The organism is Mycobacterium sp. 1245111.1 (assembly GCF_001673405.1).
Lineage (GTDB): Bacteria > Actinomycetota > Actinomycetes > Mycobacteriales > Mycobacteriaceae > Mycobacterium.
On record NZ_LZLV01000111.1, the window covers coordinates 18,099 to 38,794 of the forward strand.

Below are 20,696 nucleotides of genomic sequence, written 5' to 3' on the forward strand. Positions count from 1 at the left end.
ATCATGCTGACCCTGGCACTCGATATCGGCGGCACCAAGATCGCCGTCGGACTGGTCGACCCGGCTGGCGAACTTCTGCACAAGTTCGTCGAACCCACGCCGAAAGACCATGACGCCGAGCATGTCTGGAACGTGCTCGACCGAATGATCGCCGATGCCGTCAAGGCCGCCGAACACTCGATCCGCGCGGTCGGCATCGGAAGCGCTGGCCCCATCGACGCGTCAGCGGGAACAGTCAGCCCGGTCAATATTGGTTCCTGGCAAGGGTTTCCACTTCGCGATCGCGTGGCGGCGGCGATCCCTCATGTGCCTGTTGAACTGGCCGGTGACGCCATCTGCATGGCGCTGGGCGAGCATTGGCGCGGCGCCGGCCGCGGCGCCCGCTTCATGCTCGGGATGGTGGTCTCGACCGGGGTGGGTGGCGGGCTGGTGCTCGACGGCAAGCCGTATCACGGGCGGACCGGCAACGCCGGTCACGTCGGCCACGTCGTTGTCGAGCTCGACGGACAGCCGTGCCCATGCGGCAGCCACGGCTGCGTCGAGACCATCGCTTCCGGCCCGTGGATGACGCGGTGGGCGTTGGCCAACGGCTGGGAGGGTCCGGCGGGCGCCGACGCGGCGGCGCTGGCCGAAGCGGCCCAAGCCGGTGATCCCGCCGCGCTGCAGGCTTTCCACCGCGGCGCCACCGCGCTGGCCGCGATGATCGCTTCGGTCGGGGCGGTGTGCGACCTCGACCTCGTCGTTCTCGGCGGGGGAGTGGCCAGGTCGGGCTCGCTGCTGTTCGACCCGTTACGGGCAGCGCTGGCCAACTACACGGGGCTGAGCTTCATCCGCGGCCTGCGGGTGGTGCCGGCGGCGCTAGGCGGCGACGCCGGGTTGATCGGGGCCGCTGCTCTGGTCTCACGAGTCACATGAATCACCGCGCCCGGCCATCTGTCGATGACTTCGTGCCTGAAACAGAAGCCAGGGTCATGATTCTCGGCTATCCACAGCCCTGGCTTCTGTCTGATGAGCCTCACCCAACTGGTATGACTCGTCGTTTTGGCTGATCGCGGCCGTCCACTGTATGGTGGTCGGCGATCCACCGAAGACCGTCGGTCACCGAGCAATCGGTTGAAGGTCCGGGAATTCCCGGCGGCCCACGCAGGAGGACGAGGCAGACCTTCGTTGGCGCGAGCCCACGGAAACTTCACGCCCCGACCGCATCCTGCGTCGGGGCGTTCGTCGTTTCCGGGCTGAAGAACCCAAGGAGGAATGCATGGCACAGGCTGAAAAGGCCACCGCCGTTGCAGACATCGCTGAGCAGTTCAAGAGCTCAACGGCGACCGTGATCACCGAGTATCGCGGTTTGACGGTCGCCAACCTGGCCGAGCTGCGCCGTTCGCTTGCTGGTTCCGCGACCTACTCGGTCGCGAAGAACACGCTGATCAAGCGGGCTGCGTCGGAAGCCGGCGTGCAAGGTCTCGACGAGCTGTTCGTCGGTCCGACCGCGATCGCGTTCGTCAGCGGCGAGGCCGTCGACGCCGCCAAGGCGATCAAGAAGTTCGCCAAGGACCACAAGGCGCTGGTCATCAAGGGCGGCTACATGGACGGTCGGGCGCTGACCGTCGCCGAAGTCGAGCGCATCGCCGACCTGGAGTCGCGCGAGGTCCTGCTCGCCAAGCTGGCCGGAGCGATGAAGGCCAACCTGTCCAAGGCGGCCGGGCTGTTCAACGCGCCCGCCTCGCAAATGGCCAGGCTCGCCTTCGCCCTGCAAGAGAAGAAAGCCGCCGAGGCCCCAGCCGAAGCTGCGGCCCCCGCCGAGGCCCCGGCCGAAGCAGCCCCGGCTGCCGAGGCAGAGACAACCGAAACACCTGCGGAATCACCCGCCGAAACCACCGAATAACCCCGTAACACCCAGGAAGGACCCACCACATGTCCAAGCTCTCCACTGACGAACTGCTCGACGCCTTCAAGGAACTCACCTTGCTGGAACTCTCGGAGTTCGTGAAGAAGTTCGAAGAGACCTTCGAGGTCACCGCGGCCGCTCCGGTCGCCGTCGCTGCCGCCGCTCCGGCTGGCGGTGCTCCCGCTGGCGAGGCCGCCGAGGAGCAGTCGGAATTCGACGTCATCCTCGAGTCCGCCGGCGACAAGAAGATCGGCGTCATCAAGGTCGTGCGTGAGATCGTCTCGGGTCTGGGCCTGAAGGAGGCCAAGGACCTCGTGGACGGCGCGCCGAAGCCGGTTCTGGAGAAGGCCCCCAAGGAGGCCGCCGACGAGGCCAAGAGCAAGCTCGAGGCCGCCGGCGCCACCGTCACCGTCAAGTAGTCGAATCGCGAAAACCCCCGGGGCCGAACAGGTTCCGGGGGTTTCGTGTATCTAGCGCTGGACCGACGCCAGCTGGGACTTGCGCACCAGTTCCGGCGAATCACCCAGCGCGACAAGCAAATTCGTCGTCATTGCGGCCAGCACCGGTCCGACGGCGCTGCCCTGCTCGCCGTAGGAGCCGGCCAGTTCGAGCATGACAAACCCGTGAATCGCAGCCCAGAACTGCGCGGCGGTGGCCACCACCGCGGCGTCGTCGTCGGGTGAGCCGTTGATCCGACCGGCCTGCATCGCCCGGTGTACGCCACGCACGACGTGGGCGAAGCTGGGGTAGTGGTCGTTGATCTCGGCCAGCGTCAGGGTCAGGACGTTGTGCGCCGGCGCATTGATGCCGTGCGCGCTGGTGCTGCCGAACATCAGCCGATACATGTGCGGGCGCTCGATCGCGTAGCGCCGATATGCGATACCGGTCGCCATCAGGTCGGCGACCGGGTCCGACGTCGCCGGCATCGTCATCGCGGCATCGAACTGGCGCAACCCCTCGTCGGCAACCGCGGCGATCAACCCGGGCATGCCGCCGAAGTAGGTGTACACCGCCATCGTCGACGTGCCGGCGGCGCTGGCGATCTTGCGCGTCTGCAATCCGTCTGGGCCGTCGTGGTTGAGGATGTCTACGGCGACACGCAGCAACGCGTCGCGCACGTTGCGCTCGGGCCGCGCGGTCGAAGACGTCATCAGCAGACATCTTGACACACCTCTCGATGAATCGGTATAACAGTGACATATCAATGTTATGCGAGCTAGGAGACAGAAGTGAGCAACGTTGTCACCGCACCGCCGGCCAATCCGTATCTTGACGACTTCCTCGCCCCGGTCAGCAAAGAAGTGACCGCCACCGACCTGCCGGTCACCGGCCACATCCCGGAGTTTCTGGACGGCCGTTATCTGCGCAACGGGCCCAACCCTGTTGCGGAGGTCGACCCGGCCACCTATCACTGGTTCACCGGTGACGGCATGGTGCACGGCGTTGCGCTGCAGGGCGGCAAGGCCGGCTGGTATCGCAACCGCTGGGTTCGCAGCGCCGCTGTGCGCAATGTCCTGGGCGAGCCACCGGCCGCTACCCGCAACATCAAGGCCGGCATGCAGGCCCTGGGCGCCAACACCAACGTGTTGGCCCACGCCGGCAAGACGCTGGCGCTGATCGAAGGTGGTGTCGCCAATTACGAACTGACCGACGAGCTCGACACCGTAGGGACATGCGACTTCGACGGCACCCTGTCCGGCGGCTACGCCGCCCACCCGCACCGCGATCCGCGCACCGGCGAACTGCACGCGGTGAATTACTCGTTTGCACGCGGCAAGTCAGTGCAGTATTCCGTGATCGACACAACCGGGCGGGCCCGTCGCACCGTCGACATCTCGGTGTCGGGGTCGCCGATGATGCACGACTTCTCGCTCACTGATAAATACGTCGTGCTCTACGACCTGCCGGTCACGCTTGACCCGATGCAGGTGTTGCCGAAGAAGATGCCGCGATGGATGCGGCGGCCGGCCCAGATCGTGGCCGAAGCCGTCGTCGGTCAGGTGCCGGTGCCCGGGCCGATCGCCGCGATGCTCAACCGTAACGAGAAGTCGGCCTACCAGCTGCCATACGCGTGGAACCCGAAGTACCCGGCGCGCATCGGCGTCATGCCGCGCGAAGGTGGAAACAGTGATGTGCGGTGGTTCGACATCGAACCCTGCTACGTCTACCACCCGCTGAACGCTTACTCAGAGGATCGCAACTCCCACGAAGTGCTGGTGCTCGACGTGGTGCGCTACGAGCGGATGTTCGACCGCGACCGTCGCGGTCCCGGCGAGAGCGCGCCCACCCTGGATCGGTGGACGATCGACCTCACCACCGGCGCGGTCTCCACGGAGCGCCGTGACGACCGGTCTCAGGAATTCCCCCGGATCAACGAGACGCTGCTGGGCAGCAAGCATCGCTTCGGCTACACCGTCGGCATGGACGGTGGCTACCTCGGCTCAGGCAGAACGCAAATGTCGACAGCGCTCTACAAGCACGACTTTGCCACCGGATCGAGCATGATCGCTCCGCTCGACCCCGACTTGCTGATCGGCGAGATGTCGTTCGTCCCGCGCCCCGCCGCCCGCTCGGCTAGCTTGTCTGAGGACGACGGAATCCTGATCGGTTACGGCTATCACCGCGGACGTGACGAAGGCCAACTGCTGCTGCTCGACGGACAAACCTGTGAATTGGTAGCGACGGTCCACTTACCGCAACGCGTGCCGATGGGATTTCACGGAAACTGGGCGCCGCAGGACTGATCAAAACTGACCTCCCTGTGCGCTACAGTGACTCAAGCCACAAGCTGGGCTTGGGCTGCGGTGAGCAATGTCAGCGGGAGGAATTCGCGTGGGTATCGGTATCTCGGTTGAGGGGCTGACGAAGTCTTTCGGTTCCCAGCGGATTTGGGAAGACGTCACGATGGAGATCCCGGAGGGCGAGGTCAGCGTTTTGCTGGGCCCCTCAGGTACGGGTAAGTCGGTGTTTTTGAAGTCGCTGATCGGATTGTTGCGCCCCGAGCGTGGCTCGATCGTGGTCGATGGCACGGATATCACGGAGTGTTCGGCTAAAGAGCTCTACGACATCCGCACCCTGTTCGGGGTGATGTTCCAGGACGGCGCGTTGTTCGGGTCGATGAATCTGTATGACAACACCGCGTTCCCGTTGCGGGAGCACACCAAGAAGAAGGAGAGCGAGATCCGTGACATCGTCATGGAAAAGCTCGACATGGTGGGTCTGGGCGGGGATGAGAAGAAGTTCCCCGGTGAGATTTCTGGTGGTATGCGCAAGCGCGCCGGGTTGGCCCGCTCGTTGGTGTTGGATCCGAAGATCATTTTGTGTGACGAGCCCGACTCCGGGTTGGACCCGGTCCGTACGGCGTATCTGTCGCAGTTGTTGATCGACATCAACGCCCAGATCGACTGCACGATCTTGATCGTGACGCACAACATCAACATCGCCCGCACGGTGCCCGACAACATGGGCATGCTGTTTCGCCGCAAGCTGGTTATGTTCGGCCCGCGTGAGGTGCTACTGACCTCTGATGAGCCGGTGGTGCGCCAGTTCCTCAACGGTCGTCGTATCGGCCCGATCGGGATGAGTGAGGAAAAAGACGAAGCCACCATGGCCGAGGAGCAGGCCCACTTGGAGGCCGGCCACCACGACGGCGGTGTCGACGAGATCGAGGGGGTGCCCCCGCAGGTCACCGCGACCCCGGGCATGCCCGAGCGCAAGGCAGCCGCCCGGCGCCAGGCCCGAGTCCGGGAAAACCTGCACCTGCTACCCAAACAGGCCCAGGAAGCCATCCTCGAGTCGTTCGAGAACGACAAAGCCGAGACCGCGAAAGCCAAGGACTACGACGACCACTCACGGCACCGCGACGACGCCGACACCGCAGCCATTCCCACTCAGCGTGGGTACTGAGTCCGGAAGGAATTTGTTCCACAAACAAGGTGCGTCACCTCTTGACGGAAGCCTCCGCAAGCGTCAGTCTGTTGGGCAGCATGTACGCACGGGAAAGTAGAGTCGCCAGCCAGCGCCGATACACCCGAGCAGGGTAGTTGAGGAATGCGCCGTCCTGCGCTATTGTTGGACGTTGCGCTGGCTGCCTCCTGCCCACCTCACACCCGCCACACGACACAGTGGTCTTAGCTTGAACTATCGCTGATTCAGCGAATTAGCTGCGTGCGTGAGATTCGGACAGATCGTCCGCCAGCCGAACCGACAAAGTGATAGCGGCGAACGGCTCCGGTGGCCTCCGGATTCTCTAGTCGCATGAGGTGCTGGAAGGAACGCATCTTGGCAGTCTCCCGCCAGAGCAAGAAAAACCCACTTACTTCCTCAAGTTCTGCCTCTTCAAATAGTTCCGTTCCCGGGGCTCCCGATCGTGTCTCGTTCGCCAAGCTGCGCGAACCTCTCGAGGTGCCGGGCTTGCTGGACGTGCAGACCGACTCGTTCGAGTGGCTGATCGGCAAGGACACCTGGCGCGAGCGCGCCGTGGAGCGCGGCGAGGTCAACCCGAAGGGCGGTCTCGAAGAAGTACTCGAAGAGCTCTCGCCCATCGAGGATTTCTCGGGTTCCATGTCGCTCTCGTTCTCTGACCCACGATTCGACGAGGTCAAGGCCCCGGTCGATGAGTGCAAAGACAAGGACATGACGTACGCGGCCCCGCTGTTCGTCACCGCGGAATTCATCAACAACAACACCGGCGAGATCAAGAGCCAGACGGTGTTCATGGGTGACTTCCCGATGATGACCGAGAAGGGCACGTTCATCATCAACGGCACCGAGCGGGTGGTGGTCAGCCAGCTGGTCCGCTCGCCGGGCGTGTACTTCGACGACACCATCGACAAGTCCACCGAGAAGGTGCTGCACAGCGTCAAGGTGATTCCGAGCCGCGGTGCGTGGCTCGAGTTCGACATCGACAAGCGCGACACCGTCGGTGTGCGCATCGACCGCAAGCGTCGCCAGGCGGTCACCGTGCTGCTCAAGGCGCTGGGCTGGAGCAACGAGCAGATCCGTGAGCGCTTCGGCTTCTCCGAGATCATGATGCAGACCCTCGAGCGGGACCCCACCGCGAACTCCGACGAGGCGCTGCTGGAGATCTACCGCCGGCTGCGTCCGGGCGAGCCGCCGACCAAGGAGTCCGCGCAGACCCTGCTGGAGAACCTGTTCTTCAAGGAGAAGCGCTACGACCTGGCCCGCGTCGGTCGCTACAAGATCAACAAGAAGCTGGGCCTGAGCGCCACGCCGACCGAGACCTCGTCGACCACGTTGACCGAGGAAGACGTCGTCGCCACCGTCGAGTACCTGGTGCGCCTGCACGAGGGCCAGGCCACGATGACCGTCCCCGGCGGCGTCGAGGTGCCGGTGGAGACCGACGACATCGACCACTTCGGTAACCGTCGTCTGCGCACGGTCGGCGAGCTGATCCAGAACCAGATCCGGGTCGGTATGTCCCGGATGGAGCGCGTGGTCCGCGAGCGGATGACCACTCAGGACGTCGAGGCGATCACGCCGCAGACCCTGATCAACATCCGCCCGGTGGTCGCCGCGATCAAGGAGTTCTTCGGCACCAGCCAGCTGTCGCAGTTCATGGACCAGAACAACCCGCTGTCGGGTCTGACCCACAAGCGCCGCCTCTCGGCGCTGGGCCCTGGTGGTCTGTCCCGTGAGCGCGCCGGCCTTGAGGTTCGTGACGTGCACCCAAGCCACTACGGCCGGATGTGCCCGATCGAAACCCCGGAAGGTCCGAACATCGGTCTGATCGGGTCGCTGTCGGTGTACGCGCGGGTGAACCCGTTCGGCTTCATCGAGACGCCGTACCGCAAGGTGACCGACGGCGTCGTCACCGACGAGATCCAGTACCTGACCGCCGACGAGGAGGACCGCCACGTCGTCGCGCAGGCCAACTCGCCTCTCGACGATGCGGGCCACTTCGCCGAGGACCGCGTGCTGGTCCGACGCAAGGGCGGCGAGGTCGAGTACGTGTCCTCGGCCGAGGTCGACTACATGGACGTCTCGCCGCGGCAGATGGTCTCGGTGGCCACCGCGATGATTCCGTTCCTCGAGCACGACGACGCCAACCGTGCCCTGATGGGTGCCAACATGCAGCGCCAGGCGGTTCCGCTGGTGCGCAGCGAGGCGCCGTTGGTGGGTACCGGCATGGAGCTGCGCGCCGCGATCGACGCCGGTGACGTCGTCGTCGCCGACAAGGCCGGCGTGATCGAGGAGGTGTCGGCGGACTACATCACCGTGATGGCCGACGACGGCACCCGGCACACCTACCGGATGCGCAAGTTCGCTCGGTCGAACCACGGCACCTGCGCCAACCAGCGTCCGATCGTGGACTCCGGTGAGCGGGTCGAGGCCGGCCAGGTCATTGCCGACGGGCCGTGCACCGACAACGGTGAGATGGCGCTGGGCAAGAACCTGCTCGTCGCGGTCATGCCGTGGGAAGGCCACAACTACGAGGACGCGATCATCCTGTCCAACCGGCTGGTTGAAGAGGACGTGCTCACCTCGATCCACATCGAGGAGCACGAGATCGACGCCCGCGACACCAAGCTGGGCGCCGAGGAGATCACCCGGGACATCCCGAACGTCTCCGACGAGGTGCTGGCCGACCTCGACGAGCGCGGCATCGTTCGCATCGGTGCCGAGGTCCGCGACGGCGACATCCTGGTCGGCAAGGTCACCCCGAAGGGTGAGACCGAGCTGACCCCGGAGGAGCGGTTGCTCCGCGCGATCTTCGGTGAGAAGGCCCGCGAGGTCCGCGACACGTCGCTGAAGGTGCCGCACGGTGAGTCCGGCAAGGTGATCGGTATCCGGGTGTTCTCGCGTGAGGACGACGACGAGCTGCCGGCCGGCGTCAACGAGCTGGTCCGCGTCTACGTCGCCCAGAAGCGCAAGATCTCCGACGGTGACAAGCTGGCCGGACGCCACGGCAACAAGGGCGTCATCGGCAAGATCCTGCCGGTCGAGGACATGCCGTTCCTTCCGGACGGCACCCCGGTGGACATCATCCTGAACACGCACGGTGTGCCGCGACGGATGAACATCGGCCAGATCCTGGAGACCCACCTGGGGTGGGTGGCCAAGGCAGGCTGGAACATCGAAGGTGCTCCCGAGTGGGCGGCGAAGCTGCCGCAGGACCTGCACACGTCGCAGCCGGACTCGATCGTCGCGACGCCGGTGTTCGACGGCGCCAAGGAAGAGGAGCTGCAGGGCCTGCTGGCCTCGACGCTGCCCAACCGCGACGGCGACGTGATGGTGAACGCGGACGGCAAGGCGAACCTGTTCGACGGTCGCAGTGGCGAGCCGTTCCCGTACCCGGTGACGGTTGGCTACATGTACATCATGAAGCTGCACCACTTGGTGGACGACAAGATCCACGCCCGCTCCACCGGTCCGTACTCGATGATCACCCAGCAGCCGCTGGGCGGTAAGGCGCAGTTCGGTGGTCAGCGGTTCGGTGAGATGGAGTGCTGGGCCATGCAGGCCTACGGCGCCGCGTACACGCTGCAGGAGCTGTTGACCATCAAGTCCGACGACACCGTCGGCCGGGTCAAGGTGTACGAGGCGATCGTCAAGGGCGAGAACATCCCCGAGCCAGGTATCCCCGAGTCGTTCAAGGTGCTGCTCAAGGAGCTGCAGTCGCTGTGCCTCAACGTCGAGGTGCTCTCCAGCGATGGTGCGGCCATCGAGATGCGCGACGGCGACGACGAGGACCTGGAGCGCGCTGCGGCGAACCTGGGAATCAACTTGTCCCGCAACGAATCTGCGTCCGTCGAGGACCTTGCCTGATCGCGGCGGAGCCGCGGCGCTATTGGTTACTAAACCCGCAAGGGGAAAGGGAGTTACGTGTTAGACGTCAACTTCTTCGATGAACTCCGTATTGGTCTGGCCACCGCGGAAGACATCCGAAACTGGTCCTTCGGTGAGGTCAAGAAGCCGGAGACCATTAACTACCGCACGTTGAAGCCGGAGAAGGACGGCCTGTTCTGCGAGAAGATCTTCGGACCGACTCGCGACTGGGAGTGCTACTGCGGCAAGTACAAGCGCGTCCGCTTCAAGGGCATCATCTGTGAGCGCTGCGGCGTCGAGGTTACTCGCGCCAAGGTGCGCCGTGAGCGGATGGGCCACATCGAGCTGGCCGCACCGGTCACCCACATCTGGTACTTCAAGGGTGTGCCGTCACGGTTGGGCTACCTGCTCGACCTGGCGCCGAAGGATCTCGAGAAGATCATCTACTTCGCCGCCTACGTGATCACCGCGGTCGACGACGAGATGCGGCACAACGAGCTGTCCACGCTCGAGGCCGAGATGGTCGTCGAGCGCAAGGCGATCGAGGACCAGCGCGACGCCGACCTCGAAGCGCGCGCGCAGAAGCTGGAAGCCGACCTGGCCGAGTTGGAGGCCGAGGGCGCGAAAGCCGATGCGCGACGCAAGGTTCGGGACGGTGGCGAGCGTGAGATGCGTCAGCTTCGTGACCGCGCCCAGCGTGAGCTGGACCGGCTCGAGGAGATCTGGACCACCTTCACCAAGCTGGCTCCCAAGCAGCTGATCGTCGACGAGAACCTCTACCGCGAGCTCATCGATCGCTATGGCGAGTACTTCACCGGTGCGATGGGCGCGGAGTCGATCCAGAAGCTGATCGAGACCTTCGACATCGACGCCGAGGCCGAGATCCTGCGTGACGTCATCAAGAACGGCAAGGGCCAGAAGAAGCTGCGCGCGCTGAAGCGTCTGAAAGTCGTTGCGGCATTCCAGCAGTCGGGCAACTCGCCGATGGGCATGGTGCTCGACGCCGTTCCGGTGATCCCGCCGGAGCTGCGTCCGATGGTTCAGCTCGACGGTGGCCGCTTCGCGACCTCCGACCTGAACGACCTGTATCGCCGCGTGATCAACCGCAACAACCGACTCAAGAGGCTGATCGACCTCGGCGCGCCCGAGATCATCGTCAACAACGAGAAGCGGATGCTGCAGGAGTCGGTCGACGCGCTGTTCGACAATGGCCGTCGCGGCCGTCCGGTCACCGGACCGGGTAACCGCCCACTCAAGTCGCTGTCGGATCTGCTCAAGGGTAAGCAGGGTCGGTTCCGTCAGAACCTGCTTGGTAAGCGCGTCGACTACTCGGGCCGTTCGGTCATCGTGGTCGGCCCGCAGCTCAAGCTGCACCAGTGTGGTCTGCCCAAGCTAATGGCTCTCGAGCTGTTCAAGCCGTTCGTGATGAAGCGACTGGTTGACCTCAACCACGCGCAGAACATCAAGAGCGCCAAGCGGATGGTGGAACGTCAGCGTCCGCAAGTGTGGGACGTCCTCGAAGAGGTCATCGCCGAGCACCCGGTGTTGCTGAACCGTGCACCGACTCTGCACCGGCTGGGTATCCAGGCTTTCGAGCCACAGCTGGTGGAGGGCAAGGCTATTCAGCTGCACCCATTGGTCTGTGAGGCGTTCAACGCCGACTTCGACGGTGACCAGATGGCCGTGCACTTGCCGCTGAGCGCCGAGGCGCAAGCCGAGGCCCGCATCCTGATGCTCTCTTCCAACAACATCCTGTCGCCGGCCTCGGGTCGCCCGCTGGCCATGCCGCGACTGGACATGGTGACCGGGCTGTACTTCCTGACCACCGAGATCGCCGGCGACCAAGGCGAATACACGCCCGCCGCCAAGGATCAGCCGGAGTCGGGCGTGTACGCCTCACCGGCCGAGGCCATCATGGCGATGGACCGCGGCGCGCTGAGTGTGCGGGCCAAGATCAAGGTCCGGCTGACGCAGTTGCGTCCGCCCGCCGAGATCGAGGCGGAGCTGTTCGGCCAAAATGGTTGGCAGCCAGGCGATGCCTGGATCGCGGAGACGACGCTGGGTCGGGTGCTGTTCAACGAGCTGTTGCCCGTCGGGTACCCGTTCGTGGACAAGCAGATGCACAAGAAGGTGCAGGCTGCGATCATCAACGACCTCGCCGAGCGCTACCCGATGATCGTGGTCGCGCAGACCGTGGACAAACTCAAGGACGCCGGCTTCCACTGGGCCACCCGGTCGGGTGTCACCGTCTCGATGGCCGACGTGTTGGTCCCGCCGAACAAGGGCGAGATCCTCGACGCCTACGAGAAGGAAGCCGACGGGGTCGAAAAGAAGTACCAGCGCGGTGCTTTGAACCACGACGAGCGCAACGAGGCCTTGGTCGAGATCTGGAAGGAAGCCACCGACAAGGTGGGTGAGGCTCTTCGCGAGCACTACCCGGCCGACAACCCGATCATCACGATCGTCGACTCGGGCGCGACCGGTAACTTCACCCAGACGCGAACCCTGGCCGGCATGAAGGGTCTGGTGACCAACCCGAAGGGTGAGTTCATCCCGCGGCCGATCAAGTCGTCGTTCCGTGAGGGCCTGACGGTGTTGGAGTACTTCATCAACACCCACGGCGCCCGAAAGGGTCTGGCGGACACCGCACTTCGTACTGCCGACTCGGGTTACCTGACCCGTCGTCTGGTCGACGTGTCGCAGGACGTCATCGTGCGCGAGACCGACTGTGGCACCGAGCGCGGCATCCTGGTCGAGCTGGCGGAGCGCCAGCCCGACGGCACGCTGATCCGTGACCCGCACATCGAAACCTCGGCCTACGCCCGCACTTTGGGCACCGACGCGGTCGACGAGAAGGGCAACGTGGTCGTCGCCCGTGGCGAGGACCTGGGTGACCCGCAGATCGACGCGCTGCTGGCGGCCGGCATCACGCAGGTGAAGGTCCGCTCCGTGCTGACCTGCACCACCGGTACCGGTGTGTGTGCGACGTGCTACGGCCGCTCGATGGCGACCGGCAAGCTGGTCGACATCGGTGAAGCCGTGGGTATCGTTGCGGCGCAATCGATTGGTGAGCCCGGCACGCAGCTGACAATGCGTACCTTCCACCAGGGTGGTGTCGGTGAGGACATCACCGGCGGTCTGCCCCGGGTGCAGGAGCTGTTCGAGGCCCGCGTGCCGCGCGGTAAGGCACCGATCGCCGACGTCACCGGACGGGTGCGCCTGGAGGACGGCGAGCGCTTCTACAAGATCACCATCGTTCCGGACGACGGCGGCGAAGAGGTTGTCTACGACAAGCTTTCGAAGCGTCAGCGTCTGCGGGTGTTCAAGCACGAAGACGGTTCCGAGCGGCTGCTCGCCGATGGCGACCACGTCGAGGTGGGCCAGCAGCTGATGGAAGGTTCGGCCGACCCGCACGAGGTGCTGCGTGTGCAGGGCCCCCGCGAGGTGCAGATCCACCTGACCAAGGAGGTGCAGGAGGTCTACCGCGCACAGGGTGTGTCCATCCACGACAAGCACATCGAGGTGATCGTCCGGCAGATGCTGCGCCGGGTGACCATCATCGACTCGGGCTCGACGGAGTTCCTGCCCGGTTCGCTGATCGATCGCGCCGACTTCGAGGCGGAGAACCGTCGCGTGGTGGCCGAGAGCGGCGAACCCGCGGCCGGACGTCCGGTGCTGATGGGTATCACCAAGGCGTCGCTGGCCACCGACTCGTGGCTGTCCGCGGCGTCGTTCCAGGAGACCACGCGTGTGCTGACCGATGCGGCGATCAACTGCCGCAGCGACAAGCTGCAGGGTCTGAAGGAGAACGTGATCATCGGAAAGCTGATCCCGGCCGGTACCGGCATCAACCGGTACCGCAACATCCAGGTGCAGCCGACCGAGGAAGCCCGCGCCGCGGCGTACACGATCCCGTCCTACGAGGATCAGTACTACAGCCCGGACTTCGGCCAGGCGACCGGAGCCGCGGTCCCGCTGGACGACTACGGCTACTCCGACTACCGCTAGTCGACACAACGAAAGAGCCCCGGGTTCGCCCGGGGCTTTTTCGTGCCGGGCCCGGTGTGCGTCCAGCCGCAGTTTCGGCAAGGGCGCCGGGCTGTCCGGCCCCGTCACTAGACTGGCCGACGTGCTTATCGGTTCACATATCAGCCCGCAGGACCCGCTGGCCACCGCCGCGGCCGAGAACGCCGATGTCGTGCAGATCTTCCTCGGCAATCCGCAAAGCTGGAAGGCTCCGAAACCACGTGAGGACGCCGCGGAACTCAAGGCCGCCGCACTGCCGATCTACGTGCACGCGCCGTACCTGATCAACGTCGCCTCGGCGAACAACCGCGTGCGGATCCCGTCGCGCAAGATCCTGCAGCAGACCTGCGACGCGGCCACCGACATCGGTGCTGCCGCGGTGATCGTGCACGGCGGACACGTCACCGAGGACGACGACCTAGACGAGGGGTTCCAGCGCTGGCGCAAGGCGCTCGATCAGTTGGAGACGAAAGTCCCGGTGTACCTGGAGAACACGGCCGGCGGCGATCACGCGATCGCCCGCCACTTCGACACCATCGCGCGGCTGTGGGACCACATCGGCGACGCAGGCGTCGGATTCTGCCTCGACACCTGCCACGCCTGGGCAGCGGGGGAGGGACTCGTCGACGCGGTCGACCGGATCAAGGCCATCACCGGGCGCATCGACCTGGTGCACTGCAACGACTCCAAGGACTCGGCCGGCTCCGGACGCGACCGGCACGCCAACTTCGGCACGGGCCAGATCGATCCCGAGTTGCTGGTGGCGGTGGTCAAGGCCGCCGACGCGCCGGTGATCTGCGAGACGGCCGAAGAGGGCCGCAAAGACGACATAGCGTTCCTGCGGGAGAAGACGAGCGCCTGAGATGCGGCACCGGACCGCGATGCTGCTGGCCGTCGTGCTGGTTCTCGCAGGATGCGCGGTCCTTCACCCGACGCCGCCGTCGGGCTTTGTCGACGGCTCCAGCATCCACACGATCAGCGTAAGCGGCCAGGATCGGGTCTATCGACTACACAAACCCGCTGGGTTGCCCGCCTCGGCAAGTCTCGTCGTGGTGCTACACGGCGGCTTCGGCAGCGCCGAGCAAGCCGAAAGGTCCTACGGCTGGGACCAATTGGCCGATTCGGCGAAATTCGTCGCGGTGTATCCCGACGGTGTGAAGCGGGCGTGGAATGTCAACGGCGGCGGTTGTTGCGGTAAGCCCGCCCGAGAACACATCGACGACGTCGCCTTCATCGGTGCGGTCGTCGCCGACGTCGCCAAGAACATCGGCATCGACGCCTCGCGCGTGTATGCCACCGGCATGAGCAACGGCGGCATCATGTCGTACACGTTGGCGTGCAACACCACGCTGTTCGCCGCGATCGGCCCGGTCGCCGGTACGCAGCTAGATCCGTGCAAGTCACCACATCCCATCTCGGTGATGGCGGTTCACGGCACCGCAGACCCGAACGTCCCCTACGGTGGCGGCCCCGGGCATGGCGTCGCCCATATCAACGGCCCGGCGATTCCGGAGTTGAATGCGTTGTGGCGCAAGGTCGATCAATGTCAGCCGCCAACCGAGACGACCGACGGCCAGGTCACCACCTCGACCGCCGAGTGCGCGCTGGGGCGCGGCGTCGTACTGATTACGGTCACCGACGGCGGACACCACTGGCCCGACTTCGCCACCGCCAAGCTGTGGGAGTTTTTCGACGCCCATCACCGCTGAGCATTACACCTCTTGTGCGGTTGTCGAAAAAATGTAATATGGTCGACATGCCAGACACCCATGTCGTCAGTAACCAGGTACCGCCGTTGGAGGAGCACAACCCGGCCTCGTCGCCGGTGCTCATCGAGGCGCTGATCCGGGAAGGCGGGCAGTGGGGCCTGGACGAGGTGACCGCGGTCGGCGCGATCTCGGGCTCCCGCCAGGCTCAACGCTGGGGTGAGCTGGCCCAGCGCAACCGGCCGATCCTGCGCACCCACGACCGCTACGGCAACCGGATCGACGAGGTCGAGTTCGACCCCGCGTATCACGAGCTGATGCAGGTGGCGATCGAGCACGGTCTGCATGCGGCGCCCTGGGCCGACGACCGGCCCGGCTCCCATGTGGTGCGGGCGGCCAAAACCAGCGTCTGGACCGCCGAGCCGGGCCACATGTGCCCGATTTCGATGACCTACGCGGTTGTCCCCGCGCTGCGCTTCAACCCCGAACTTGCCGCTGTCTACGAGCCGCTGCTGACCAGCCGTGAGTACGATCCCGAATTGAGGCTTGCGACAACCAAAGTCGGCATCACCGCCGGCATGTCGATGACCGAGAAGCAGGGCGGCTCCGACGTCCGCGCCGGTAACACCGAGGCCGTCCGCAACGGCGACGGAAGCTACCGGCTGACCGGTCACAAGTGGTTCACCTCCGCTCCGATGTGCGACATCTTCCTGGTGCTCGCCCAGGCACCGGGTGGCCTGTCGTGCTTCTTCCTGCCGCGCGTGTTGCCCGACGGCAGCCTGAACCGGATGCGCTTGCAGCGTCTGAAGGACAAGCTCGGCAACAACGCCAACGCGTCCAGCGAGGTCGAGTACGACGGCGCGACCGCTTGGCTGGTCGGCGAGGAGGGCCGCGGCGTGCCGACCATCATCGAGATGGTCAACCTCACCCGGCTGGACTGCACCCTGGGCAGCGCCACCAGCATGCGCACCGGACTGACCCAAGCTGTGCACCATGCCCAGCACCGCAAGGCATTTGGTGAGTATCTGATCGACCAGCCGCTGATGCGCAACGTGTTGGCCGACTTGGCAGTCGAGGCCGAGGCCGCCACCATGGTCGCCATGCGGATGGCCGGCGCCACCGACAACGCGGTGCGTGGCGACCAGACCGAGGGCCTGCTTCGTCGGATCGGGTTGGCCGCCAGCAAGTACTGGGTGTGCAAGCGCGCGACCCCGCATGCCGCCGAAGCGATGGAGTGCCTGGGCGGCAACGGCTACGTAGAAGAATCCGGCATGCCGCGGCTGTACCGCGAGGCTCCGCTGATGGGTATCTGGGAAGGCTCCGGCAACGTCAGCGCCCTGGACACGTTGCGCGCCATGGCAACTCGCCCCGAATGCATCGAGGTGCTGTTCGCCGAGCTGGCCAAGAGTGCGGGCCAGGACGCCCGGCTGGATCGCCACGTCGAGCAGCTGCGCCCGCAGCTCGGAGAACTGGAGACCATTCAGTACCGGGCCCGCAAGGTCGCCGAGGACATCTGCCTGGCGCTGCAGGGTTCGCTGCTGGTGCGCCACGGGCACCCGGCCGTCGCCGAGGCGTTCCTGGCCACTCGGCTGGAAGGCCAGTGGGGCGGGGCATTTGGGACCATGCCCGCCGGGTTGGATCTCGCGCCGATCATCGAACGTGCTCTAGTAAAGGGATGACACGCGCCAGCGATCCGACCGCACGCCGCATGAGCGGCGCCGATGTTGAGGAGTGGCGCCGATGACACACGCGATCAGGCCGGTCGACTTCGACAACTTGAAAACGATGACCTATGAGGTCACCGACCGGGTTGCCCGAATCACCTTCGACCGGCCCGACAAGGGCAACGCAATCATCGCCGACACCCCGCTGGAACTCTCGGCGCTGGTCGAACGCGCCGACCTGGATCCAAGTGTCCACGTCATCCTGGTTTCGGGTCGCGGGGAGGGATTCTGCGCCGGCTTCGACCTGAGCGCCTACGCCGATCGCACCGGCTCGGCGGGCGGCACCGGCGCGTATCACGGCACCTCGCTGGACGGTAAAACCCAGGCGGTCAACCACTTACCGAACCAGCCGTGGGACCCGATGATCGACTACCAGATGATGAGTCGCTTCGTGCGCGGCTTCTCCAGCCTGCTGTACGCGGACAAGCCCACGGTGGTCAAGATTCACGGCTACTGTGTGGCCGGCGGCACGGACATCGCACTGCACGCCGACCAGGTAATCGCCGCATCGGACGCCAAGATCGGCTACCCGCCGACCCGCGTCTGGGGTGTGCCGGCGGCCGGCATGTGGGCGCACCGGCTCGGCGACCAACGGGCCAAACGCCTTCTGTTGACCGGGGATTGCATCACCGGCGCCCAGGCGGCCGAATGGGGTCTAGCAGTCGAGGCGCCGGACCCCAAGGACCTCGACGAGCGCACCGAACGACTGGTCGAGCGGATCGCGGCCGTGCCGGTCAACCAGCTGATCATGGTCAAGCTCGCGCTCAATTCCGCTCTGTTGCAACAGGGTGTGGCCACCAGCAGGATGGTGAGTACGGTGTTCGACGGCGTTGCCCGGCATACGCCTGAGGGTCACGCCTTCGTCGCCGACGCCGTCGAGCACGGTTTCCGCGAGGCGGTCAAGCATCGCGACGAACCGTTCGGCGACTACGGCCGGCGAGCCTCGCAGGTGTGACCTGATGTCAAAATCGTTGGCCCGCATGACCGCCCGATCGGTGGTGCTGAGCGTAATGCTTGGCGCGCACCCGGCGTGGGCCAGCGCCGCCGAGTTGATCCGGCTCACAGCAGACTTCGACATCAAAGAGGCCACCCTGCGAGTCGCGCTGACCCGAATGGTCAGCGCGGGCGACTTGGTCCGCTCGGCCGACGGCTATCGACTGTCGGACCGCCTGCTGGCCCGCCAGCGCCGCCAGGACGACGCGATGCGGCCCCAGCTGCGGCCCTGGCGCGGAAGCTGGACCACGCTGATCGTCACCAGCGTCGGGACCGACGCGCGTACCCGCGCCGCGCTGCGAACTACGCTGCAGCAGAAGCGGTTCGGTGAATTGCGCGAGGGTGTGTGGATGCGCCCGGACAATCTCGAGCTCGAGTTGGACGCCGAGGTCCGCGATCGGGTGCGGATCGTGCAGAGCCGCGACGACAACCCCGCGGAGCTGGCCGGCCAGTTGTGGGATCTGCCGTCGTGGGCCCGCACCGGTCACCGGCTCCTCGACGACATGGCCCGGGCCGCCGACGTGCCGGAGCGGTTCGTGACGGCCGCCGCGGTGGTGCGCCACATCCTGACCGACCCGGTGCTGCCCGAGGAATTGCTGCCCGAAGACTGGCCGGGCATGCGACTAAGGGCCGCCTACAACGACTTCGCCGCGGAACTGCTGTCCCGGCGCGACGACACCCGACTAGTGGAGGCGACGTGAGCGACCCGGTACGCGTAGAACGCAATGGTGCGGTGACGACGGTCATTCTCAACCGGCCCGAGGCGCGCAACGCCGTCAACGGCCCCACCGCGGCCGCGTTGTTCGAGGCGTTCGACGAGTTCGACCGCGACGACTCGGCATCGGTTGCGGTGCTCTGGGGTGATCACGGAACCTTCTGCGCCGGAGCGGATTTGAAGGCTTTCGGCACACCGGACGCCAATGCCGTGCATCGGAGCGGCCCCGGGCCGATGGGGCCGAGCCGAATGGTGTTGTCGAAACCCGTTATTGCCGCGGTCAGCGGCTACGCGGTTGCCGGCGGCCTCGAACTGGCGCTGTGGTGCGACATGCGGGTCGCCGAAGAGGACGCCGTGTTCGGAGTATTTTGCCGCCGGTGGGGGGTGCCGCTGATCGACGGCGGCACCGTGCGGTTGCCGCGGCTGATCGGACACAGCCGGGCGATGGACATGATTCTCACTGGCCGCGGCGTGGCAGCCGACGAAGCGCTGGCAATCGGATTGGCCAATCGTGTTGTGCCCAAAGGACAGGCGCGCAAGGCCGCCGAAGAGCTGGCCGCCGAGTTGGCCGCATTACCGCAGGAGTGCCTGCGGTCGGACCGGCTGTCGGCCCTACACCAGTGGGGGCTGCCGGAAGCGGAGGCGCTGGACAACGAATTCGCCAGCATCTCGCGGGTGGTCGCCGAAGCCACCGAAGGCGCAGGGCGGTTCGCCGCGGGGGCCGGCCGGCACGGCGCCAAGGCTTAGTAGTTCGGCAAGCTGAAGGACCGGGCCACCGCCAGCGACTGCTTGGCAACGAACTTACTGACCGCTGGAATGCGCAGCGTCTGGAGCACGAGGTTGCGCAGCGTGGCACGCCAGCCCGACGAGTAGCGATCGGTTTTCAGCGCGTCGAGCGCCACCTTCTGGCATCGCGAGACGTACGGCGCCATCAGCCGCTGATACCGGTCGAATACCGAGGCATAATCGCCTGCCGCCGATCGCAATTCGTGCGCCAGCACGTACGCGCCGACCATTGCGAGAGTGGTGCCCATGCCCGACCGAGGCGATGCGCACCAGGCGGCATCGCCGGTCAGGCACACGCGTCCGCGCGCATATGAGTCCAGATGGACCTGCGCGATCGAATCGAAGTACACCACCGGAGCCTCGGCGAGGCCGTCGAGAATGTGCGGGACTTCCCAGCCCATCCCCGCAAAGCGCTGCGCGAACAGTCGCTTGTTCGCCTCGGTGTCCCGATAGTCGAAGTGCACCTGGGGATCGTTGAGGAACAGGCTGGCTCGCGCCGGCTGATCGGCATCGATCGCCTGCAGCGCTACAGTACGACCCGAGTCGATGTACGCCATGCCGCAATGGTCCATCCGCAAACGGTTGTCGATGTCGAAGAACCCGAAACATTGACCCAACTGGGTGACGTACTGGTCCTCCGGGCCGAACACCAGCCGGCGCATACCGGAGTGCAGGCCGTCTGCCCCGATGACGAGGTCGTAGTTGCCGGTGGAGCCGTCGCTGAAGGTTGCCTCGACCCGCTGGCCGTCGTCGTCGATCGCCGTAATGCGAACGCCGAAGCGGTAACTGACGTCGTCGCGGACGGCCTCGTGCAAGATGCGGACGAACGTGCCCCAATGGATCTCGATTTCGCCGCTGACCACTTCGGCGGGCAGACGGGCGACTTTCGCGGCCCCGCGTTGACGGTGCTCGAAAAGATGGGCCTGCTGGAGAAGGTGCGAGCCGGTGCCACCAGCATGGGCGAGCTCGCACTGGTCGACGGGCGGGGCAAGGAAGTCGCCCGTCTGCCCGCCGAAGTGGTCAGCGGCGAAATCGAGATCCATTGGGGCACGTTCGTCCGCATCTTGCAC

15 protein-coding genes and 1 pseudogene are annotated in these 20,696 nt (G+C 65.5%); 14 read left to right on the forward strand and 2 right to left on the reverse strand.

Annotated features, from left to right (window positions below; all coding sequences use genetic code 11):
* Positions 1 to 3: 3 nt before the first annotated feature.
* The 3 genes from A5658_RS16490 (at position 4) to rplL (ending at position 2,307) form a co-directional block, all read left to right on the forward strand.
* A complete protein-coding gene (locus A5658_RS16490) occupies positions 4 to 915 on the forward strand; it encodes an ROK family protein (protein ID WP_067337292.1) in 912 nt (303 codons plus the stop codon).
* Positions 916 to 1,258: 343 nt separating this feature from the next.
* Positions 1,259 to 1,885 carry a 50S ribosomal protein L10 gene (gene rplJ / locus A5658_RS16495; protein WP_067337295.1) on the forward strand — a complete coding sequence of 209 codons (627 nt, stop codon included), beginning with the start codon at positions 1,259 to 1,261 and terminating at the stop codon, positions 1,883 to 1,885.
* Between the two features lie 29 nt (positions 1,886 to 1,914).
* Positions 1,915 to 2,307: a 50S ribosomal protein L7/L12 gene (gene rplL, locus A5658_RS16500; RefSeq protein WP_067337298.1), complete on the forward strand. Its 393-nt coding sequence runs from the start codon at positions 1,915 to 1,917 to the stop codon at positions 2,305 to 2,307.
* Positions 2,308 to 2,358: 51 nt separating this feature from the next.
* Here rplL and A5658_RS16505 read toward each other — a convergent pair whose 3' ends face one another.
* Positions 2,359 to 3,039, reverse strand: a complete 681-nt coding sequence (locus tag A5658_RS16505) for a TetR/AcrR family transcriptional regulator (RefSeq protein WP_067337301.1) — start codon at positions 3,037 to 3,039, stop codon at positions 2,359 to 2,361.
* A gap of 78 nt (positions 3,040 to 3,117) precedes the next feature.
* On the opposite strand from A5658_RS16505, the gene A5658_RS16510 reads away from it, so the two are divergent.
* The 10 genes from A5658_RS16510 to A5658_RS16555 all read left to right on the forward strand — a co-directional run bounded on the left by A5658_RS16510 (position 3,118) and on the right by A5658_RS16555 (position 19,587).
* Positions 3,118 to 4,632: a carotenoid oxygenase family protein gene (locus A5658_RS16510; protein ID WP_067337304.1), complete on the forward strand. Its 1,515-nt coding sequence runs from the start codon at positions 3,118 to 3,120 to the stop codon at positions 4,630 to 4,632.
* An 88-nt stretch (positions 4,633 to 4,720) separates the two neighbouring features.
* Positions 4,721 to 5,794, forward strand: a complete 1,074-nt coding sequence (locus A5658_RS16515) for an ABC transporter ATP-binding protein (protein ID WP_067337307.1) — start codon at positions 4,721 to 4,723, stop codon at positions 5,792 to 5,794.
* Between the two features lie 375 nt (positions 5,795 to 6,169).
* Positions 6,170 to 9,676 (forward strand): DNA-directed RNA polymerase subunit beta, encoded by a 3,507-nt coding sequence (locus A5658_RS16520; protein WP_197503141.1) that lies wholly within the window; start codon positions 6,170 to 6,172, stop codon positions 9,674 to 9,676.
* A gap of 57 nt (positions 9,677 to 9,733) precedes the next feature.
* Complete coding sequence (locus A5658_RS16525; protein ID WP_067337310.1) at positions 9,734 to 13,684, forward strand: DNA-directed RNA polymerase subunit beta'; 3,951 nt, start codon at positions 9,734 to 9,736, stop codon at positions 13,682 to 13,684.
* A gap of 121 nt (positions 13,685 to 13,805) precedes the next feature.
* Entirely contained in the window at positions 13,806 to 14,564 is a 759-nt protein-coding gene (locus A5658_RS16530) for a deoxyribonuclease IV (RefSeq protein WP_067337313.1), read from the forward strand.
* A 1-nt stretch (position 14,565) separates the two neighbouring features.
* Complete coding sequence (locus A5658_RS16535; RefSeq protein WP_067337316.1) at positions 14,566 to 15,411, forward strand: PHB depolymerase family esterase; 846 nt, start codon at positions 14,566 to 14,568, stop codon at positions 15,409 to 15,411.
* Between the two features lie 47 nt (positions 15,412 to 15,458).
* Positions 15,459 to 17,087: an acyl-CoA dehydrogenase family protein gene (locus A5658_RS16540; RefSeq protein ID WP_067337336.1), complete on the forward strand. Its 1,629-nt coding sequence runs from the start codon at positions 15,459 to 15,461 to the stop codon at positions 17,085 to 17,087.
* A gap of 61 nt (positions 17,088 to 17,148) precedes the next feature.
* On the forward strand, positions 17,149 to 18,087 hold the full coding sequence (locus tag A5658_RS16545; RefSeq protein ID WP_067337338.1) for a crotonase/enoyl-CoA hydratase family protein: 939 nt from the start codon (positions 17,149 to 17,151) through the stop codon (positions 18,085 to 18,087).
* 16 nt (positions 18,088 to 18,103) lie between these two features.
* The gene (locus tag A5658_RS16550) at positions 18,104 to 18,826 is read left to right on the forward strand and encodes a PaaX family transcriptional regulator C-terminal domain-containing protein (RefSeq protein WP_197503142.1); all 723 of its coding nucleotides are present in this window, start codon (positions 18,104 to 18,106) and stop codon (positions 18,824 to 18,826) included.
* On the forward strand, positions 18,823 to 19,587 hold the full coding sequence (locus A5658_RS16555) for a crotonase/enoyl-CoA hydratase family protein (RefSeq protein ID WP_067337322.1): 765 nt from the start codon (positions 18,823 to 18,825) through the stop codon (positions 19,585 to 19,587). The genes A5658_RS16550 and A5658_RS16555 overlap by 4 nt, the downstream gene beginning before the upstream one ends.
* Here A5658_RS16555 and A5658_RS16560 read toward each other — a convergent pair.
* The gene (locus A5658_RS16560) at positions 19,584 to 20,489 is read right to left on the reverse strand and encodes an FAD-dependent monooxygenase (protein WP_067337327.1); all 906 of its coding nucleotides are present in this window, start codon (positions 20,487 to 20,489) and stop codon (positions 19,584 to 19,586) included. The two genes, A5658_RS16555 and A5658_RS16560, sit on opposite strands and share 4 nt — an antisense overlap.
* On the opposite strand from A5658_RS16560, the pseudogene A5658_RS28875 reads away from it, so the two are divergent.
* Positions 20,463 to 20,696, forward strand: a pseudogene (locus A5658_RS28875) (hypothetical protein); the annotation flags it as partial. The gene A5658_RS16560 and the pseudogene A5658_RS28875 overlap by 27 nt on opposite strands.

Excerpts from the sequence above, each read along its gene's own strand:
- A5658_RS16540 (WP_067337336.1), top strand. The coding sequence starts at position 15,459 with ATGCCAGACACCCATGTCGTCAGTAACCAGGTACCGCCGTTGGAGGAG.
- A5658_RS16490 (WP_067337292.1), top strand. The coding sequence starts at position 4 with ATGCTGACCCTGGCACTCGATATCGGCGGCACCAAGATCGCCGTCGGA.
- A5658_RS16505 (WP_067337301.1), bottom strand. The coding sequence starts at position 3,039 with ATGACGTCTTCGACCGCGCGGCCCGAGCGCAACGTGCGCGACGCGTTG.
- A5658_RS16545 (WP_067337338.1), top strand. The coding sequence starts at position 17,149 with ATGACACACGCGATCAGGCCGGTCGACTTCGACAACTTGAAAACGATG.
- rplL (WP_067337298.1), top strand. The coding sequence starts at position 1,915 with ATGTCCAAGCTCTCCACTGACGAACTGCTCGACGCCTTCAAGGAACTC.
- A5658_RS16535 (WP_067337316.1), top strand. The coding sequence starts at position 14,566 with ATGCGGCACCGGACCGCGATGCTGCTGGCCGTCGTGCTGGTTCTCGCA.
- rplJ (WP_067337295.1), top strand. The coding sequence starts at position 1,259 with ATGGCACAGGCTGAAAAGGCCACCGCCGTTGCAGACATCGCTGAGCAG.